General features: G+C 57.2%; 20 protein-coding genes and 1 pseudogene. 10 read left to right on the top strand and 11 right to left on the bottom strand.

Going from position 1 to position 16,536, the window contains the following annotated elements:
* Positions 1–35: 35 nt before the first annotated feature.
* The 5 genes and pseudogenes from VC352_RS17410 (at position 36) to VC352_RS17430 (ending at position 4,924) form a co-directional block, all read left to right on the top strand.
* Entirely contained in the window at positions 36–1,286 is a 1,251-nt protein-coding gene (locus tag VC352_RS17410; RefSeq protein ID WP_322980785.1) for a ribonucleotide-diphosphate reductase subunit beta, read from the top strand.
* A gap of 763 nt (positions 1,287–2,049) precedes the next feature.
* Positions 2,050–2,334, top strand: a pseudogene (locus VC352_RS17415) (REP-associated tyrosine transposase); the annotation flags it as partial.
* A 262-nt stretch (positions 2,335–2,596) separates the two neighbouring features.
* A complete protein-coding gene (locus VC352_RS17420) occupies positions 2,597–3,532 on the top strand; it encodes a hypothetical protein (protein ID WP_322980786.1) in 936 nt (311 codons plus the stop codon).
* Between the two features lie 80 nt (positions 3,533–3,612).
* Complete coding sequence (locus tag VC352_RS17425) at positions 3,613–4,143, top strand: REP-associated tyrosine transposase (RefSeq protein WP_322980787.1); 531 nt, start codon at positions 3,613–3,615, stop codon at positions 4,141–4,143.
* A 319-nt stretch (positions 4,144–4,462) separates the two neighbouring features.
* Positions 4,463–4,924 carry a Bro-N domain-containing protein gene (locus tag VC352_RS17430; protein ID WP_322980788.1) on the top strand — a complete coding sequence of 154 codons (462 nt, stop codon included), beginning with the start codon at positions 4,463–4,465 and terminating at the stop codon, positions 4,922–4,924.
* A gap of 50 nt (positions 4,925–4,974) precedes the next feature.
* Here VC352_RS17430 and VC352_RS17435 read toward each other — a convergent pair whose 3' ends face one another.
* The 6 genes from VC352_RS17435 to VC352_RS17460 form a co-directional block, all read right to left on the bottom strand.
* The gene (locus tag VC352_RS17435; RefSeq protein ID WP_322980789.1) at positions 4,975–5,514 is read right to left on the bottom strand and encodes a hypothetical protein; all 540 of its coding nucleotides are present in this window, start codon (positions 5,512–5,514) and stop codon (positions 4,975–4,977) included.
* Positions 5,514–6,026: a hypothetical protein gene (locus VC352_RS17440; protein ID WP_322980790.1), complete on the bottom strand. Its 513-nt coding sequence runs from the start codon at positions 6,024–6,026 to the stop codon at positions 5,514–5,516. Before VC352_RS17440 ends, VC352_RS17435 begins: the two co-directional genes overlap by 1 nt.
* Before the next feature lie 92 nt (positions 6,027–6,118).
* Complete coding sequence (locus tag VC352_RS17445) at positions 6,119–6,541, bottom strand: DUF4952 domain-containing protein (RefSeq protein ID WP_322980791.1); 423 nt, start codon at positions 6,539–6,541, stop codon at positions 6,119–6,121.
* Positions 6,542–7,294, bottom strand: a complete 753-nt coding sequence (locus VC352_RS17450) for a hypothetical protein (RefSeq protein ID WP_322980792.1) — start codon at positions 7,292–7,294, stop codon at positions 6,542–6,544.
* Between the two features lie 28 nt (positions 7,295–7,322).
* Positions 7,323–7,823 (bottom strand): PAAR domain-containing protein, encoded by a 501-nt coding sequence (locus VC352_RS17455; RefSeq protein ID WP_322980793.1) that lies wholly within the window; start codon positions 7,821–7,823, stop codon positions 7,323–7,325.
* Positions 7,820–8,476: a hypothetical protein gene (locus tag VC352_RS17460; RefSeq protein WP_322980794.1), complete on the bottom strand. Its 657-nt coding sequence runs from the start codon at positions 8,474–8,476 to the stop codon at positions 7,820–7,822. Before VC352_RS17460 ends, VC352_RS17455 begins: the two co-directional genes overlap by 4 nt.
* Before the next feature lie 216 nt (positions 8,477–8,692).
* On the opposite strand from VC352_RS17460, the gene VC352_RS17465 reads away from it, so the two are divergent.
* Positions 8,693–9,481, top strand: a complete 789-nt coding sequence (locus VC352_RS17465; protein ID WP_322980795.1) for a transporter substrate-binding domain-containing protein — start codon at positions 8,693–8,695, stop codon at positions 9,479–9,481.
* Between the two features lie 72 nt (positions 9,482–9,553).
* On the opposite strand, the gene VC352_RS17470 is transcribed toward VC352_RS17465, so the two are convergent.
* Positions 9,554–10,369, bottom strand: coding sequence for an aminotransferase class IV family protein (locus tag VC352_RS17470; RefSeq protein WP_322980796.1), 816 nt, complete (start codon positions 10,367–10,369; stop codon positions 9,554–9,556).
* Positions 10,370–10,453: 84 nt separating this feature from the next.
* Here VC352_RS17470 and VC352_RS17475 point away from each other — a divergent pair, with 84 nt between their 5' ends.
* Positions 10,454–10,807, top strand: coding sequence for a MerR family transcriptional regulator (locus VC352_RS17475; RefSeq protein ID WP_322980797.1), 354 nt, complete (start codon positions 10,454–10,456; stop codon positions 10,805–10,807).
* A gap of 89 nt (positions 10,808–10,896) precedes the next feature.
* Here the strand turns inward: VC352_RS17475 and VC352_RS17480 are convergent, their stop codons facing one another.
* The 3 genes from VC352_RS17480 to VC352_RS17490 form a co-directional block, all read right to left on the bottom strand.
* Positions 10,897–11,889: a GGDEF domain-containing protein gene (locus tag VC352_RS17480; RefSeq protein ID WP_322980798.1), complete on the bottom strand. Its 993-nt coding sequence runs from the start codon at positions 11,887–11,889 to the stop codon at positions 10,897–10,899.
* Positions 11,890–12,260: 371 nt separating this feature from the next.
* Positions 12,261–12,449 carry a DUF1289 domain-containing protein gene (locus VC352_RS17485; RefSeq protein WP_322980799.1) on the bottom strand — a complete coding sequence of 63 codons (189 nt, stop codon included), beginning with the start codon at positions 12,447–12,449 and terminating at the stop codon, positions 12,261–12,263.
* Positions 12,433–12,768: a hypothetical protein gene (locus VC352_RS17490; RefSeq protein ID WP_322980800.1), complete on the bottom strand. Its 336-nt coding sequence runs from the start codon at positions 12,766–12,768 to the stop codon at positions 12,433–12,435. The genes VC352_RS17485 and VC352_RS17490 overlap by 17 nt, the downstream gene beginning before the upstream one ends.
* A gap of 382 nt (positions 12,769–13,150) precedes the next feature.
* On the opposite strand from VC352_RS17490, the gene VC352_RS17495 reads away from it, so the two are divergent.
* The 3 genes from VC352_RS17495 to VC352_RS17505 all read left to right on the top strand — a co-directional run bounded on the left by VC352_RS17495 (position 13,151) and on the right by VC352_RS17505 (position 15,251).
* A complete protein-coding gene (locus VC352_RS17495; RefSeq protein ID WP_322980801.1) occupies positions 13,151–13,897 on the top strand; it encodes an ABC transporter substrate-binding protein in 747 nt (248 codons plus the stop codon).
* A gap of 174 nt (positions 13,898–14,071) precedes the next feature.
* A complete protein-coding gene (locus tag VC352_RS17500) occupies positions 14,072–14,767 on the top strand; it encodes a GNAT family N-acetyltransferase (RefSeq protein ID WP_322980802.1) in 696 nt (231 codons plus the stop codon).
* 178 nt (positions 14,768–14,945) lie between these two features.
* Positions 14,946–15,251, top strand: coding sequence for a hypothetical protein (locus VC352_RS17505; protein WP_322980803.1), 306 nt, complete (start codon positions 14,946–14,948; stop codon positions 15,249–15,251).
* A gap of 17 nt (positions 15,252–15,268) precedes the next feature.
* On the opposite strand, the gene VC352_RS17510 is transcribed toward VC352_RS17505, so the two are convergent.
* The gene (locus tag VC352_RS17510) at positions 15,269–16,282 is read right to left on the bottom strand and encodes a sterol desaturase family protein (RefSeq protein WP_322980804.1); all 1,014 of its coding nucleotides are present in this window, start codon (positions 16,280–16,282) and stop codon (positions 15,269–15,271) included.
* Between the last annotated feature and the right edge of the window lie 254 nt (positions 16,283–16,536).

Here is a 16,536-nt window from a genome sequence, read left to right on the forward strand (position 1 = left end):
CGGACTTTTACCGGCCCTCACGCAGGAGCCAAGCCATGCTGAGCTGGGATGAATTCGACAAGGAAGACGGTGCAGAAGCCGCCGTCGCACACAAAGCCACCGCACAAACCGGCGACATGAGCCTCGACGCACTGAACCGCGTCGGCGGTGACGCCGCCCTCGAAGCGCGCGCCGTCGACGCCAACGACTCCGACGCCGTAGCCCGCGCCAAGAAAGCCCTGGACGCCCTCGACATCCAGGAAGGCCTGGACGAACTCGAAGGCGAAGGCGCACGCGTACACGTCGGCGACAAGCAGATGATCAACGCCCGCGCCGACCTCAACCAACTCGTACCCTTCAAGTACGACTGGGCCTGGCAGAAGTATCTGGATGGTTGCGCCAACCACTGGATGCCGCAGGAAGTGAACATGAACGCCGACATCGCGCTGTGGAAGAGCACCGATGGCCTGACCGAAGACGAGCGCCGCATCGTCAAGCGCAACCTCGGCTTCTTCTCCACCGCCGACAGCCTGGTCGCCAACAACCTGGTGCTGGCCGTGTACCGCCTGATCACCAACCCCGAGTGCCGCCAGTACATCCTGCGCCAGGCCTTCGAGGAAGCGATCCACACCCACGCCTACCAGTACTGCATCGAATCGCTGGGCATGGATGAAGGCGAAATCTTCAACATGTACCACGAGATCCCGAGCGTCGCGAAGAAAGCCTCCTGGGGCCTCAAGTACACCCGCTCGATCAGCGACCCCACCTTCCAGACCGGCACCCCGGAAACCGATCGCCAGTTCCTCAAGAACCTGATCGCCTACTACTGCGTGCTGGAAGGCGTGTTCTTCTACTGCGGCTTCACCCAGATCCTCTCCATGGGCCGCCGCAACAAGATGACCGGCACTGCCGAGCAGTTCCAGTACATCCTGCGTGACGAATCCATGCACCTGAACTTCGGCATCGACATGATCAATCAGATCAAGATCGAAAACCCGCACCTGTGGGACGCCGACATGAAGGACGAAGCGACCCAGATGATCCTGCAGGGCACCCAGCTGGAGATCGAATACGCGCGTGACACCATGCCGCGCGGCGTACTGGGCATGAACGCGGCGATGATGGAGGACTACCTCAAATTCATCGCCAACCGCCGCCTGACCCAGATCGGCCTGAAGGAAGAATACCCGGGCACCACCAACCCCTTCCCGTGGATGAGCGAGATCATGGATCTGAAGAAGGAGAAGAACTTCTTCGAGACCCGCGTGATCGAGTATCAGACTGGTGGGGCGTTGAGCTGGGATTGACAACAGTTGATACCAGAAGGGTGATGCATGGAAGCACACCCAAGCCTCATTTTTTTGAGGCATAAACAAGAAACCCGCACTACCCCATATGGGCTAGTGCGGGTTCTTGACCGAGCAAGATAAACGATGCCTATCTGCTCGGCCGCAATCGGACGAACCTAATTACGGCTACTTTTTGGGGAAAAAGCGCGGTGATTATGGACTTTGTTAGATGCGGTGTCGATGGCACTCGACAAGCGGCCTTATGATCCTGACGTATGAAAGCAAAGAGGCAGTAACCCTGCCTGCCCCATAATCACCTCATGAGGCTAAAAAAATGCCTAGTTTCAAAGTTGCACATATCCGCCAACAGAACGTTGATCTCATCATCGTCCCGCTTCAAAGCTCTTTTGGTCACCAGCTTACCTCCCAACAGAACGAGGCTATCGAAGAGCTTCAGATGAGGGCAAATAGCGCAGGATTAGCCGGCACTGTTGTACCTGTTTGGGATGGAGGTCGCGGACGAATGACGTTTATCGCCCCAAGGCCATGGCACCCGTTCTTCAAAAGCTTGAGCTTGCAGCAAGTAGCCGCAAACATTAACAAGCAAATTAGCTGGTAATCTCAAGCTCAGGGATGAGCACTACTCTTAGCTATCGATCGCCCCTCGTTGAACGCGGGAACGATCTTGTGTCTCTGTGTTGATCAACCAGAGCGTAGGGTGGACAACGCGAAGCTTGTCCACCATGGTTCAGGCACCACCACCGCTCAAGGATGAGCCGCCATGTCCAATTACCGACGTGCCCTTGCTCCTGGCGCCACTTACTTCTTCACCGTCAACCTGCGTGATCGCACCAGCGACCTGCTGATCCGCGAAATTGACCTGCTGCGCGAGACGGTACACGCCACCAAAGCACGCCACCCTTTCCATATCGATGCCTGGGTGGTGCTGCCCGAACATATGCACTGCCTATGGACGCTACCGCCTGATGATGCCGACTTCGCCCTACGCTGGAAGGTCATCAAGTTCGCCTTCAGCAAGCGCCTGCCCGTCAGCGAAGCACTCAGCAAGTAGCCCGGACAACCACCGCAAACGGTGGATGAAAAAGCGTCATTCACCCTACGCCTGCAGGCGACGCAGAGCGTCGCAGGCTAGCTACCACGCTGGAGCGCTTGGGCTATCGGGTATCGGCTGATTCCTACCCCCTCCTTTAAGCGTTTCAGTCCTCTCCACGCGTCGCGGCAATGCCACAGTCGTGGAGCGGTTCCCTTTCCAGATGTGAGACGAGCGGTATCATGCGCAGCCTTTTTCAGACCTAAGGAGAGGTCCAATGAACGTTCGTCGCATCATGCTTCTTGGCTCACTGGCATTACTTGGTGCCTGTAAGGAAGAACGCCTGGTTCTGCATTTCGAGCAACCCGTTACCAGCGGCTGGGGGATTGACGCCGCATATGAGCACGCGATCCTCGATGGCCTGAAAGACGCAGGCATCGATAGCAGCCAGGCAGCGCTCAGCACCCGCGACAGCGGCAAGATGGTGGCTGTCTCCTTCCCGGAGGGTGCCCTGGACCAGCAACAGCAAGCCAGCCTGACCACCTATTTCAACGATGTGCTCAAAGCCCGCACCGAGGCGCAACAGGTGCGACTGCACATCAAGCAGCAGAAGCCTGAGCAGGCCGAGGGCGGTTCCCTCCCCGACGCCACGCGAATGCTGCAGGAGAAGGCCAACAAGATGCGCCCGCTATTCACCAGCCGCATCAGCTCTTTCGACACGCCGCGCCTGGCCTACCAGGAGCAGGAAAACCCAGGTATCCGTCTGTACGAATCCAGCCCGGTGCACTGTCAGGTCACGCTGGGGCTGGAAAGCCCCCTGCCGCATATCGACTACCAGCTGAACCTCCCCGGCGAGAGCAGCAGCGCCAGCATGCTCAATCAATTTCTGGGGCTGCAGAGCTTCCGCCTGCCTTCGTCCATGCGTATCGGAAAGAGCGATCTCGATCAGGCAGTCGCTGAGGGCCACTACGTATACAAGCTGATCACCAGCCCCAATGCTCGTAACAAGCAAGCCGATGAGCTGGTGTTCTTCTTCGGTGAGCTGGGTGATGTCGTACACAGCGGCGGTGTGACCACCACCGACCTTGGCAAGTTCGAGTCGGTCTGTCTGGAGCGGGTCATCGCGGCTGGACGACCATTCACCTTTCACTACGGCAACTCGCTGGATCGACTCGTTGCGGTGGACTATCTCTTCGGCGAAAAGGCCCACTGATAGCCGAGTCGCGTAGGGTGGACAACGCGAAGCTTGTCCACCATGGTTCAGGCACGACCACCGCTCAAGGATGAGCCGCCATGTCCAATTACCGACGAGCCCTTGTTCCTGGCGCCACTTACTTCTTCACCGTCAACCTGCGCGATCGCACAAGCGATCTGCTGATCCACGAAATCGACTTGCTGCGCGAGACGGTACGCGTCACCAAAGCACGCCGTCCTTTCCATATCGATGCCTGGGTGGTGTTGCCCGAACATATGCACTGCCTGTGGACGCTACCGCATGATGATGCCGACTTCGCCCTACGCTGGAAGGTCATCAAGTTCGCCTTCAGCAAGCGCCTGCCCGCCAGCGAAGCACTCAGTGCCAGCCAGCAACACCGCCGCGAACGGGGCATCTGGCAAAGGCGCTATTGGGAGCACCTGATCCGGGACGAGCGCGATTACCAGCGCCACTTCGATTACATCCACTACAATCCGCTCAAACATGGTCACGTTAAGCGGCTGGTGGATTGGCCCTATTCAAGCTTCCATCGGGCCGTGGCAATGAGTATTTATGCGCCGGATTGGTGTGGGGTGCCGGAACAAAGCGAAGGTGATTATGGTGAGTAAGTTACCGGGCAGGACGCCCAGCGGTGGATGAAAAAAGCGCCATCCACCCTACGCCTCAATCAGCACGGCTTGACCCTTTTTCACCAGCGGCCTACCCTGCGACCGGCGCCTAAGAAACGCCTTACCAGAGCGGTATACCGCGCCCGACAGCTATGCGGCTTTTTGCGTTCGCGGCTTTGCCACGTCCGCCGAAAACTCCGTGCTGTCGGGAGTGGGCTAATACAAGACCCGAAAGGGGAATACGTCCGGCTCATCTCTGGTGGGTTTCTTAGCTCCCGACTCCAATCAAGCCCTAAGAAAGCTTCCAGAGGTAATGGATATGCCTACCCAATCCGCATCCCCCGCCACACTCGCCCTTGCCGGCGAAATCCTGATCCCGCAAACCTTCACCCGCCACCGTCGCCAACTACGCGCCCTGCTGCTCGAACAGCAATGCTGGTTCTGCGCAACGGATCTTGGCCGGCTGATCGGCCAGCCGCATCTGGACGAACGCGCTACACGCACGCTCGATGCCGACCAGCTACTCGATGCCGTAATGCTCAACACCCACGGCCAAGCGGAGACGACAAGGCTGATCAGCGAGTCCGGCGCCTATGCCGCGCTGATCCACTACTACCACCCGGAAAACCGCTGCATCCGCCGCTGGATCACCGCAGACGTGGTGCCGATGCTGCGCGATATCGCTCAGCCCGGCGAGCACCGACCGAGGCGCGAGAATCGCCAGGGGCTGTCGTTGCTGCATTGGCAAGGTGATACCTGGATGCCTTATCGGCCTGCATGACCAGCGCCATTCAGAGTGGTGGATGGCCAGAAGGTCATCCACCTGACGTGCTACTTATCCAGCTCGCGTAGGATATCGGCGCTGGGTATCCGTAAAACGCCCGAGCGATAGGCTTTGAAGCCATAGGCAGTAGCCCGATAAACACAGGGCACTGACTGCCTGGCGCCCAGCAGCTCACGCAGCTCCTGCGCCTGCAAAACGCGCTCGCTACGCCCCTCATTAAGGTTCTCGACGAACATGATCGAGGAGTGAAAGACAAAGGGGGAAACAGCCGGCCCTGCCGCAAGAGAGGAAATCAACCCGCTGGACACATAGCGCCCATCGTCGTATCTGACAGGCGCCTCATCGCTAGTGAGCGCACAAAGCAACAGCCCACCCACCGGAGAGTCTTCGGGTTTGAAAATATTCAGAAGGTCGGCATCCGCAGTAAGACTGACCTGATAGCCATAGGCACTTTGCCTAGAAAAGCCGAGATAACGCAGTTCGGCAGGCGGGATGTGATGATCCTTGGCGCAGCCCAGAAAGAATGGCAACACGGCCAGCCACAAGAACTTGCTTTGCCATCTTGCCTGCTTACGCACTGCCAACATCATTGATCCAGCTCACGCAATATATCGGTGGTGGGTACCTGAAAGGTTTCAGAGTGATAGGCCTTGGCGCCATAGATGGTCGCCACGTACTGGCAAGGTATGGAGCGCTTTTCTGCAACCAGCGACCGAATTGCTTCGTCACTCAACGCTCGCGTTGTCGTGCCTTCATCGAGGGTCTCGCTGAAAGACAAGGCAGCCACGAATGCAAAGCCATCACCGCCTTCATGCTGGGCATCGTGCTCGACGAAGCCAGAGGCCAACGTCTTCATGAAATGGCCCACCGAAAAATCCACGTCATCACCCGGGGCGCAGTACATCATCCCGCCCACGAAACCCTCTCCTGGCCCAAACAGACTGAGCAAGTCGACATTCGAGCTGAAGCGCAGATCATAGAATCCAGCGTCTGTTCGAGCACCAATCGACTCGTAATTCAGGGTGGCAATCGGCTCGCCATGTCCCTTGGCACAACCACTACTCAGAAGTACCAGTCCAATCAGAAATAACCTGAACATCCTGCCGCCTCATGCAGTCAGTAAACCGTCCCCCACCTGCGGTGGCTGAAAAATTTCCATCCACTCGATTTAACAACTCACTCACGAAGCGATCATGGATCTTCAGTCGCCAGAGAAACATTGATGTAGAAATATTTTATCTCTGGCCAAGCGTCACGTTTATTTATGGGCGTTTCCTCAGACCCCATGCCTAGCATGTAACCCAGCCCTGTCGCTTTATCGCGATAAAAATAAGGCGTTGAATCCCAGCCACAACAAATGAATTGAAGCGTTGGCAGACCGAAGTCATGGCTCATATATCGTTCGGCCTCAGGAGCATCCAAGCCTGTTACACGGTAGCGAGCGACAAAAGGCTTTCCCTGCGCATCGACGTCTTGAGCACACCCCAGGAATTCGACGGAATCCGGTTTATCGCTAAGCTGGGCAAGAAAATCTCCGCAGCGCAACTCCGATTTCGCACAACCGGCCAACGCAGATAACACTGCGAACAAAAGTACAAAAATCAATCGATTCATTCACTTCTCCACAACCAGTGTTCCGATGTATTTCCCCTTCCCCTCTTTCATACGCCTATCAATCAGGTAGTCATAAATATCATTCCACTTGAGAAGCTCGTAAAACGTTACGCAACCCTCTGACAAATGACCAATGTGTATATATCGACTGCTATTCCCAGTCGTACCCTCTACCTCTATTGGGAACCAGACATCATTGCATCGAATTCTCCCAGGATGAGCGGCTTTGTAACCGCTTGTAGGGATATTGGCATGAGACTGATCAGGTGCCATGATTCTATGAGTCCCCGGCGGGATCGGTGTGTATTGATACCCCCAGACACTGTTTAGCGTCACCCTGGCAGTTTTTCCATCAAAACTTGCAATTGCCCACTGCTGCTTATTTTCATCCCCCCTGACTTCAGAGCGAACAAGCACCGGACTACCGCTGTACTTTACCTTCACGGTAGCCGGCCCTTTAGGCGCATCGTCCAGCAGGTATTTGTTCGCATTTTGTGTGGCCATACTGGCCTCTTTTCCTACATGTGCGCTATTACCATCAGCCACCCTAAAGTAGGTGCGGCCGGACTTCTCTCTAAGCAAAGTAACTTTTGTATATTCACAGAGGTACGCATCATCACCACTTGGTTCAAGGCGTATCCTTAACCAACCACTGTCATCAGGCCGCCTCGAATACTTGGTGGCAACAGTAACTTGATGGCTACTACCCTGCTGGTCGTTTGAGCTTGTTCGATTATTAGAAAGCACTGTCATTTTTCAGCATCCATTCAAAGAATTAGCGTCAAGCGAAATCGTCCGGTTCAAGGTGCAGCTCTTCAATAACCGAAGTTGATATACGCTGGGTTTTCCCTGCTTCGTTCGTCACACCTCTGAAAACCTTCCCTGACGAGGTAGTTATCTTGTAGGCAAAATCAGCCACGGGTTCGCCTTCCATATCGAGCAAAGTGAATTGTTCATCGAAGCCAAACGAAACCGGGACGATAGGGGTAAATAACGCCCCTCCCCCGCTATTGCCGATGATGACGGTACCAGAGCCACTGACCACCACGTTCCCATGACTTCCTAAGGTTCCAATGGTGGTAGCCGGCAAGCCGTTGATCAGTACGCTCGAAACGACATTGCCGGCCAACGCACTACCACAGGCCGTGCTATCGGTTTGCCGGGCAGCGCTCAGGCCGTCGAAAATCACATCTGGCGAGCCGCTGACAATTGGATTGGTGCCATGCCCTGGCAATGGGCAGGCTGTCGGGTCGCTCACTCGGGCGGCGGGTTTTCCACTCATGACAATGCTCCTTGAGGTTGTATCCTGGCGTGCGGCTCGTGCACATCCATGTTCGAGTTGGCAAAACACCAACGACACTCGACTGCATCGAACAACGCGAACTGAGAAGGTGTTTGCTGGGAGGAAAGAGGTAGCGGCATGGCCTGCAGGGCTTCATCTGTATGCCAACGCATCTCAGCAGCACTGACATCGTCCCATTCATTGAGCAAGGCGTTGTAATTGCGTAGCCCTACTCGGTCGTAACAGACCTGCAGTTGCTGAGGCAGTTGCTGCCCCCAAGCCAGATAGTGTGCTGAAGTCCATTCACCGATATGCGCCTGAGCTAACCAGCCCATGGGAATCAAGCGCTGTTCCGCCTCTAGCAGACGCCGGCTATGCGCCGCGAACCCACAGCAAATGTGCAGGTTCAACCAGCCCTGATGATCACGAAGATAGGCATTGGGATCGAAACATTCGGATAGCAGGCGAGCCTGATAACCCTCTATGCCACAAGAGCGGATAACGATTTCGGCATCCAGACGCGAAACGAAAGCCCAAACGGCATCACAGCCCTTGAGGCTGTGTACACACGCAATCTGGCCGGTCTGTTCACCTGAGCCAGTCCTGAACAGGCCATAGAGCCGAATAGAAGATTTGAATGTGGGAACACTCATCCTGACTCCGTTGCACGATCCTGTGGCGGCTGCTGCGTTCCGTTGCTGATCCTAGGCCAGAGTGTGTTGCACTTGCAGCAGGCATGTCCCGAACGCAGGTCACAAAAAAGAGCGTCATCCACCCACGCGCCTCGCTAATCCAATCCCCCTGTTGCACTCCACCATTACAACCGCCACCCTTCGCCTCACCTTTCAAAACAAGAGCATCGACCCACCATGAACAATCTTGCCCACAGCGCCATAGCCGCCCTGATGATCGGGCTGTCGAGTTTCGCCCTGGCTCAGGAACAGCCTTCACATCTGGACAGGGTGCTGGAAAAAGGGGAGCTGGCGGTGTGTACCACTGGCGATTACAAGCCTTATACGTTCCTGCGCGAAGACGGCGAGCACGAAGGCATCGATATCGAGATGGCACGCTCCCTCGCACAAAGCCTCGGGGTGAAGGTGCAGTGGGTGCCGACCACCTGGAAAACCCTGCTGCCGGATGTAGTTGCCGATAAATGCGACATCGCCATGGGCGGTATCTCGGTGACGCTGGAGCGCCAGAAGAAGGCCTTTTACAGCAGCACGCTGGATGTCGACGGCAAGATCCCGCTGGTGCGCTGTGAGGACGTCTCGCGCTATCAAACCATCGAGCAGATCAACCAGCCTTCGGTGCGTCTGATCGAGCCGGCGGGCGGCACCAACGAGGCCTTTGCACGGGCATTCCTGCCACGCGCGCAATTGGCCTTCCACGACAACAAGACCATCTTCCAGCAACTGCTGGACAAGAAGGCCGACGTGATGATCACCGACTCGTCCGAGGCCCTGTATCAGCAGAAGCGCATGCCCGGCCTGTGCGCGGTCAACCCGACGAACTACATGCAATATGGCGAGAAGGCCTACCTGCTGCCGCGCGGGGATATGGTCTGGAAGAGCTATGTCGATCAGTGGCTGCATTTGAGCAAAGCCACCGGCTCCTATCAGAAGACCCTCGCCCAGTGGCTGGCAGTGCCGGCGCAGTGAGTGGATCGTGCCCGCGCTGAGCGTGGGCGCGATGGGGCGGATGGGCACCCTCTGTCATCCCGCCCACCACGCTCAGGGCAAGTCGGCCGGCTCCGCCTTGTAGGCCTCGTGCAGCAGTTCGATGAATGGCGTTGCCTCATCGAGCGCATGAGAGGCCATGGCGGTGACCGGAATCCCCGGTGTCCATGAATTCATCACGGCGGCGCCGGACAGTTCTTTCACGCGTTCGAGCGTGATGGCTTCATAGCGCTGCGGCACGCCAAGGCGGGTCAGTTGGCGCTGCACCGCGCCCATCATGGTGCCCTTGAGCATGTCGGCCTCCGGCCAGATCACCGTCTCACCATCCCAGAAGACCAGGTTCCAAATCGTGGCCTCGCTCAGGTGCCCACACCGATTGACGAAGGCCGCATCATCGAAGCCCTCGCGTATGGCCTGGTGCAGGTAATAGGTCTTGCCGATTTCACCGACATGCTTGATTGCCGCCAGCGGTCTCTCGTGCTCGATAAGGCTCAAACGCAGCGGCCCTTGCGGCCCATCGGACGGTGGTGCTGTGCGGACGAATACGGCGGGCTCGACCTCCATGCTGGCGGCCGTGAACTCGCCGTGAGGTGAAAAGACGGTGACGGTCAGTGACTGGTCGCTCGCGCCCTCCTCGGTTGCGGTGCGAATGTACGAGCGCAGCAGCGCATCATCTGGCGCACGCTTGAAGAGTTCCAGCGAGGCATTGCGCAGTCGCTGCAGATGAAGATCCAACGCCTTGATTCTGGAGCCTCTCACCTGCATCGCGGTGAAGTGGGCAAACCCGGCGAAAGCCAGCGGGTTCAGCGCTGAAGCGCCGACGGGTTGGCCATCGATGTAGGACGGATAGAGGGTCGGGGGAATCGCCATGAGAACAGCTCCTGATGGTGCTCGATTGATCGAGCACCTATCATCGACCCTGACAGAACTGTCAGAGTCAAGACGAAGGAAACCATGAAAATAGGTGAGCTATCCCGGCGTTCTGGCGTGAGTGTGAGAATGCTCCGCTACTACGAAGCAGAAGGTCTGCTGAAGCCCAAGCGTACGGACGGTGGCTACCGCGATTACGCCCCGGAGGAATTGCGCACGGTCGAGCGCATCCGGTTGCTGGGCGCAGCCGGCATGACCCTGGCGACCATCGCTAAGTTCTTGCCCTGCGTGAGAGGCGAAGGCCTTGCCTTCGAGCCATGCGACGAGCTGCGTGAGGTGTTGCACGCGCAGATCCGCATTGCCGATCAGAAAGCGGCCGAGCTGGCGCAAAGCCGCAAGATTCTGGAGAGTTTTCTGCTGGAGGTTGAGCGAGACTGAACAGCAGCAAGTCGCTTGAACAATCGTCGTTACGGTGGATGAAAAGAGCGCCATCCACCTCAATCAATCACCTGACAACCAAAACCGCGTTAACCGATTGCAGCAGAATCGTCACTGAACACCGCGCAGTCACGTCCACGCGCCTTGGCTGAATAAAGCGCTTCATCCGCACGCTTCAGCCAGATATCAGCAGTCATTCCCGGCAGCCAAGGCGCCACGCCAAATGACACCGTTACTTCCTTACCATCGGGCGTTTTCAGGTTGTTTTTGATGGCCTCTCTAAGGTTGTTGATACAGGCCTGTTGCTGCTGAAGGCTGACCTCAGGAATGAGCAGGACAAACTCCTCCCCGCCGAACCGGTAAAATTGATCATATTTGCGGATATTGGCCATAGTAATGGCGGAAAAATCCCTCAAGACTTGATCACCAACAGCATGACCATAATTATCATTCACCACCTTAAAGTGATCGATATCCACAATAGCCAATAACTGCTGAGTGCCATTACGTTCCGCACTGGATAATGCCGCCGCCATACCTGAGCGCAACGACCGTCGATTAAAGGCACCCGTCAAAGGATCAATAGTATTCAGGGTTTCCAGCAAATCAAACTGCTTCAAACTATGACGAGCATACACGTAGGCACTCATTGACAACATAATGCTTGTGATAATAAAAGAATTCAGCGAGACAATATTAAATACATCTGCCAACGCCACCACCACTGCACCGGCGACTGCATTTATAAACAGGGCTTCAACAGGCCTTACGAGAATAAACGTACTGGCGCATACGGGGTAAACCCACAAAACACCATCCACCCCATTATTAATAGCAACGATCACTGCGCCAGCGTTAATAAATACGGCAGCTATTGCACTAACAGTTCGAATTTTCTTGAAATAGTACGCGCAAGCAACAATACATATGAGCCCAACAATCAGCAGCGCATCAACGAGCATTGCAATGAAGTTACCTTCCTGATAGCGGATAACCACAAAGGGCGAAACACCCAACACAGCAACTGCACCGAGTAACGCCAACATCGAAAGCTGATATTTTTGCTGCAGTTGATTAATCATAATTCACTCAAAAATAAAAACGACTAATACTGAAATCTAAAAACACTCAACCCCGTTGAAAAGCTCGGCATCAGGTTACTAATTTCTCACCCCCCATGCGAAAAGTGGGCAGATTTATTATCCTCGTTGCCCAAGACCACTGATTTCGCCTTTACGACAAGCGAGTAGCCCGGACAACCGCCGCAAGGGTGGATGCAAAGAGCGTCATCCAGCCTACGAGGCTAGGCTCTGTACGAAAAGTCGTCGAGCGAAGGTCAGGCGAGGCAAAAACAGGTGAGGAAGCGGAGTTTACGAGCTGTAAATGAGCATTCCGAACCTGTTTTTAACGAAGCATCACCGAGTGCAGGCACTTTTCGTACAGAACCTAGCCATTAACCCTTGCCTTTCTTCTTAGCAATCGCCTTAACCCGCGCTGCCGCCTTCTGCACGGTGGCCATCTTCTCGGGGCGCTTCATACCGCGCCATTTGCGGATTTCCTCGCGGGTGCGCCCGCAACTGACGCACAGCTCGCCGTTGAGCTGGCACAGCGAGACGCAGGGATTCTCAATGTCCTTGGCCACGTTTGCCCCTCGCTGGCTGTTCGACCGAGAACACGACATGGGCCGCGATATCGGCAACGCTGATGCCCACCTCTTCGAAGGCGGCCTGGGTCAGCTCGCGCATCCTCGCCTCGTCCGTGCTGGCGAGTGCCTGCGCCTTGTGCGCTTCGCTGTCGAACATCCAGGTCACCACAAGGCTCTGCGGGAACTGCTGGTAGTCCACCTCATGGGTCAGCCACTGGAACCCGACGATTTCAGCTTTGGCTGTTTCGCAGGCATGGGTCAGGGCGCGGATAAGTTCGCGCTCGATGCCTGAGTATTTTCGTTTCGACGATGCCATAACGCCATTCTGGGTCTAAGTTCGATAGAGGGGCATGTTACCCGAGGTGATCAGCGTCGGCAGGCAACAGGTTCGCCTGCCGACGCGGCATGGTTTGCTCACTGCTCGGCCTTGCGGCGACGCCAACAGGCCGGAAGGTTTGATGCAGGCCACATGCTATCCATCCCACTACTGCAACCCCGCCGCGTTTGCTGGAGAATGCCCCGCCCCGAGCAGAGCGGAAACCGGGTGAAGGCTGGGCTCGCGACGCTCATGCCGTCACCAACATCGGGGCGCTGTAGGTGAGATACGCCGGGGGAAGCCATTCGGGCGGCGTCGATCTCACAGGTAAGGCGAACCGAATGTTCGCGTCACGAAAAATAAAGGTCACAAGGAGTTGCCCATGCTTCACAAGACAGTCTGCCGAATCATGTTCTCGCTGCTGCCGGTGTTCGCTGCCAACGCTCAGGCGGAAGATGTCATTCAGATCCTGACCCAGAATTATCCGCCCTTCAGCATGTCGGTCAGCGGCAAGAATTTCGAGCGGGAAGACGGTATCGAGGGCATCGATAAGGAGGTGGTGGTCGAGCTGTTCAAGCGTGCCGGCATTCCCTATCAGATGACGCTGCGGTTCCCATGGAGCCGCTTGCAGGAAATGGCCGAACAGCAACCCGACTTTGCCGTGTATTCGCTCAGCCGTAACCCCGAACGCGAGTCGCGCTTCAAGTGGGTTGGGCCATTGAGCGAGATTCAGTTGGTGCTGTTGAAGATACCGGGCAACCCGATCACGCTGAACAACCTCGACGATGCCCGTCAGTACAGCATTGGTTCAGTCGCAGGCACCAGCGTCAGCCAGTATCTGGAGAAGCAGAACTTCACCGTGAAGAACGTTCTGAGCAACGCCCCCGCCAAGCTTCAGGCGGGTGAATTCGACCTCTGGGCTACCACCAATCCGGCGGGCGACTACGAGGCCAGAAAGGCCGGCATCGGCAAACTGGAACTCGCCTTTTCCATCAGCAGTACCCAGCTCTATCTGGCGTTGAACAGGGAAACACCGGATGAGGTCGTGCAGAAGCTGCAAAGCACGCTGGATCAGATGCGCAAGGAGGGCTTCATCGATCAGGTAACGGCCCGTTATCTGACCGAGTAATCATGTGGAGCCCGACGCGCCAGCGCGGGCTCCATACGGATACCGGAGCATCAGCGGATTATTGGGGGGCAGAAGCGCGAAAACGCTCGATAGCCCATCCTGCGTAATCGAGAAGCTCCCTCTTCGACTTACAATACCGCGCTCACGCACCAGCTCAGCGGAGCCCATCTGCCCATGTTCACCCTCTCCCACCTCAGCAGCCCACCGCCCGAGTCCCTGACAAATCAGGTGCTGCAGATGGTGGTGGATAACTTCGGTGATATCAGCTCGATGCCGCTGCTGCCGAGCAACCCGCTGTATCCGCTGTATCAGTACGTGATCGGCTACGAGGTGCATCTGTACCTGCAGGCCATGAACGACGAGGCCGAAGGCCCCGTGCAGTTGCTGCTGGCGCTGGATGATGAAGACCCGGCGCGGGTGTTGGGCTTTGCCCTCTACCTGCCAAGCCCGGACGACACCGCCGCCTGTACCCTGCCCTACCTGGCGGTGCAGGCCGAATATCGCGGCAAGGGCATCGGCCGGGCGCTGCTACAACGCGTGCTGATGCACCGCCCACACCTGGAACTGGCCTGCGTGGCAAGCAAGGTGCCGCTGTTCGAGACCCTGGGCTTGCAGGTAATGGCCGCACAAGGTTCACAGGTGCTGATGAGCAGTCGCGACTATCGCTCCAACGGCATGGTGGCAATCACCGACCTGAAGCCAGTATTTGCCTCCACGGAAGTCCGGCAGATTCATGCCTACCTGCTCAAGCAACACGGCCAGCGCGCCATGCAACAGGCGGAAAAGCAGCGCGATGCTCATCTCGACGCGCTGGCCATCGACGCTAAACAGCTTGTGGACGAGCGTCTGCCGTCGCGTGCGCTGCACTGAGCCAACTGCGCGAGTCTCGCGGATCAAGGCCGATCACAGCAGCACGGAGGTTGAGAACACGCCCATCGATCTGTCGCGGCTAAAGCCCCTCCCACGCCACCTCGAACAGCGACATATCGGGTTGCCTGCGCGCGGCGACCGGGGCAGGATTCAGGCATAACAACAAGGATGCCGGGCCATGACCCCACATGACTACGACCACCAGCGCATGCAGGTTCACTTCCTCGAATCCGTACTGACCTGGCTGGTGATTGCATTGTTTCTGCTGGCGATCTTCGGGCTGGGCAGTGAATGGTTGATCGCCCTGGCCGTGATGATCGTGGGCGTACTGCTCAACCTGCAGCGCAAGCATCGTCTGATCGCGGGCTACGCCTGCCCCGCCTGTGGCGAGTTACCACACTATCGGAGCGATCCGGTATGCGGCGACTGGCAGGAACCGGCAACACCAAACTGCCTGCACTGCGGCGCCCCACTGTCAGAGTGACGCGTACCGCCCCCCAACTAGACCTCACGTCTCGGCGCACGTCGATTGAGTAGCGGCAGCGCTTTGCGCGCCGTGTCGACGAAGGGCAGCAGGATCAGGCTGTACAGGCTCAGGTAGCGATGCGCATCGCGCTCGGCCGTGCCGAAGCTCAGCTGTTCAGGGGTATGGGTGGTGGTGTAGAGCGTGCCGAACATCCAGTCCCAGAGCGACAGGTTGGTGCCGAAGTTGCGGTGGAAGTGATGCGGGGCGTCGCTGTGATGGATCTGGTGCTGCGCCGGGCTGTTGATCACATGCTCCAGCAGCGGCCCGAACGACAGCCAGATATGGGTGTGGCGCAAGTTGGCTGCCAGGCAGTTAAAGATGAAGACCAGATAGGTGACGCCAAACAGGGTGTAACGGCTGACCTCCCCGCCGCACAGGTACCAGAACAGGCCGGAATAAACGCCGAGCAATATCAGGGTCAGCAGGCTGTCGGCGATCTTCTCCACGAAATGCACACGGCTGGCGGTGAATGGCACCAGCACCGGCGCGACATGGTGCACCTTGTGAAACTCCCACAACCAGCGGCTATGAAAGGCACGGTGCGTCCAGTAACTGGCGAAGTCGTTGATCAGGAACACACCCAAGCCGTACAGCAGGCTGAGCCCGAGGTTTTCCCCCAGACGAGGCCGCTCGCCCCAGAGCTGGCTGAAGAAGGCGACGTAATCGGCCGAGCGCAGCACGTATGGATCGACCAGGCCGATGACTGGCACGATCAATAACACACGCAACGCGGCCCGCAGGATGAAATAGCGGTAATCGAGCAGAGCCGACGGATGCAGCCACACCTGGCGACCGCCGATGAACTGCCAGAACGAGGCGACGCCCGCCTGTACGCGGCGCCGGCGATAAAGCAGGTAGGCCACGCTGTAGGAGAGCGCGAGGAACAACAGGCCGATGCGGCCGTTGAGATCCAGTAGCCCATGCAACTGCCTGACCACAGCGGCCGCCACCTGCGTCAGCGGCTCGACAGCCCATGACTGCGCATCCACACCCCAGCCTCCCCCAGGCAAACATGACGGCATGATAAGCAAGGCACGCGCATTAGCAAATGAGAATAAGTGTCTTGTGAAAGCGGTTCCGCCTTTTTTGCGCCGAGCGCCCGTCATCGATCACGGCCGCCAAGGTCGTTAACCGTAGCCCCCGGGACGCTTCTGGGCAGGTTCGGGCGGACGTCCGGCGCCATCATCGGTGCAACACCTGAATGCGTACGTCTGCGAGTGCGCATCCAGCCAAGGACAACAAG

This window comes from Pseudomonas sp. C11 (genome assembly GCF_034683865.1).
Classification (GTDB): domain Bacteria; phylum Pseudomonadota; class Gammaproteobacteria; order Pseudomonadales; family Pseudomonadaceae; genus Aquipseudomonas.

Excerpts from the sequence above, each read along its gene's own strand:
- VC352_RS17455 (WP_322980793.1), bottom strand. The coding sequence starts at position 7,823 with ATGAGTGGAAAACCCGCCGCCCGAGTGAGCGACCCGACAGCCTGCCCA.
- VC352_RS17465 (WP_322980795.1), top strand. The coding sequence starts at position 8,693 with ATGAACAATCTTGCCCACAGCGCCATAGCCGCCCTGATGATCGGGCTG.
- VC352_RS17480 (WP_322980798.1), bottom strand. The coding sequence starts at position 11,889 with ATGATTAATCAACTGCAGCAAAAATATCAGCTTTCGATGTTGGCGTTA.
- VC352_RS17420 (WP_322980786.1), top strand. The coding sequence starts at position 2,597 with ATGAACGTTCGTCGCATCATGCTTCTTGGCTCACTGGCATTACTTGGT.
- VC352_RS17435 (WP_322980789.1), bottom strand. The coding sequence starts at position 5,514 with ATGTTGGCAGTGCGTAAGCAGGCAAGATGGCAAAGCAAGTTCTTGTGG.
- VC352_RS17505 (WP_322980803.1), top strand. The coding sequence starts at position 14,946 with ATGACCCCACATGACTACGACCACCAGCGCATGCAGGTTCACTTCCTC.
- VC352_RS17495 (WP_322980801.1), top strand. The coding sequence starts at position 13,151 with ATGCTTCACAAGACAGTCTGCCGAATCATGTTCTCGCTGCTGCCGGTG.
- VC352_RS17490 (WP_322980800.1), bottom strand. The coding sequence starts at position 12,768 with ATGGCATCGTCGAAACGAAAATACTCAGGCATCGAGCGCGAACTTATC.
- VC352_RS17425 (WP_322980787.1), top strand. The coding sequence starts at position 3,613 with ATGTCCAATTACCGACGAGCCCTTGTTCCTGGCGCCACTTACTTCTTC.
- VC352_RS17445 (WP_322980791.1), bottom strand. The coding sequence starts at position 6,541 with ATGAATCGATTGATTTTTGTACTTTTGTTCGCAGTGTTATCTGCGTTG.
- VC352_RS17450 (WP_322980792.1), bottom strand. The coding sequence starts at position 7,294 with ATGACAGTGCTTTCTAATAATCGAACAAGCTCAAACGACCAGCAGGGT.
- VC352_RS17430 (WP_322980788.1), top strand. The coding sequence starts at position 4,463 with ATGCCTACCCAATCCGCATCCCCCGCCACACTCGCCCTTGCCGGCGAA.
- VC352_RS17475 (WP_322980797.1), top strand. The coding sequence starts at position 10,454 with ATGAAAATAGGTGAGCTATCCCGGCGTTCTGGCGTGAGTGTGAGAATG.
- VC352_RS17440 (WP_322980790.1), bottom strand. The coding sequence starts at position 6,026 with ATGTTCAGGTTATTTCTGATTGGACTGGTACTTCTGAGTAGTGGTTGT.
- VC352_RS17460 (WP_322980794.1), bottom strand. The coding sequence starts at position 8,476 with ATGAGTGTTCCCACATTCAAATCTTCTATTCGGCTCTATGGCCTGTTC.
- VC352_RS17470 (WP_322980796.1), bottom strand. The coding sequence starts at position 10,369 with ATGGCGATTCCCCCGACCCTCTATCCGTCCTACATCGATGGCCAACCC.
- VC352_RS17500 (WP_322980802.1), top strand. The coding sequence starts at position 14,072 with ATGTTCACCCTCTCCCACCTCAGCAGCCCACCGCCCGAGTCCCTGACA.
- VC352_RS17410 (WP_322980785.1), top strand. The coding sequence starts at position 36 with ATGCTGAGCTGGGATGAATTCGACAAGGAAGACGGTGCAGAAGCCGCC.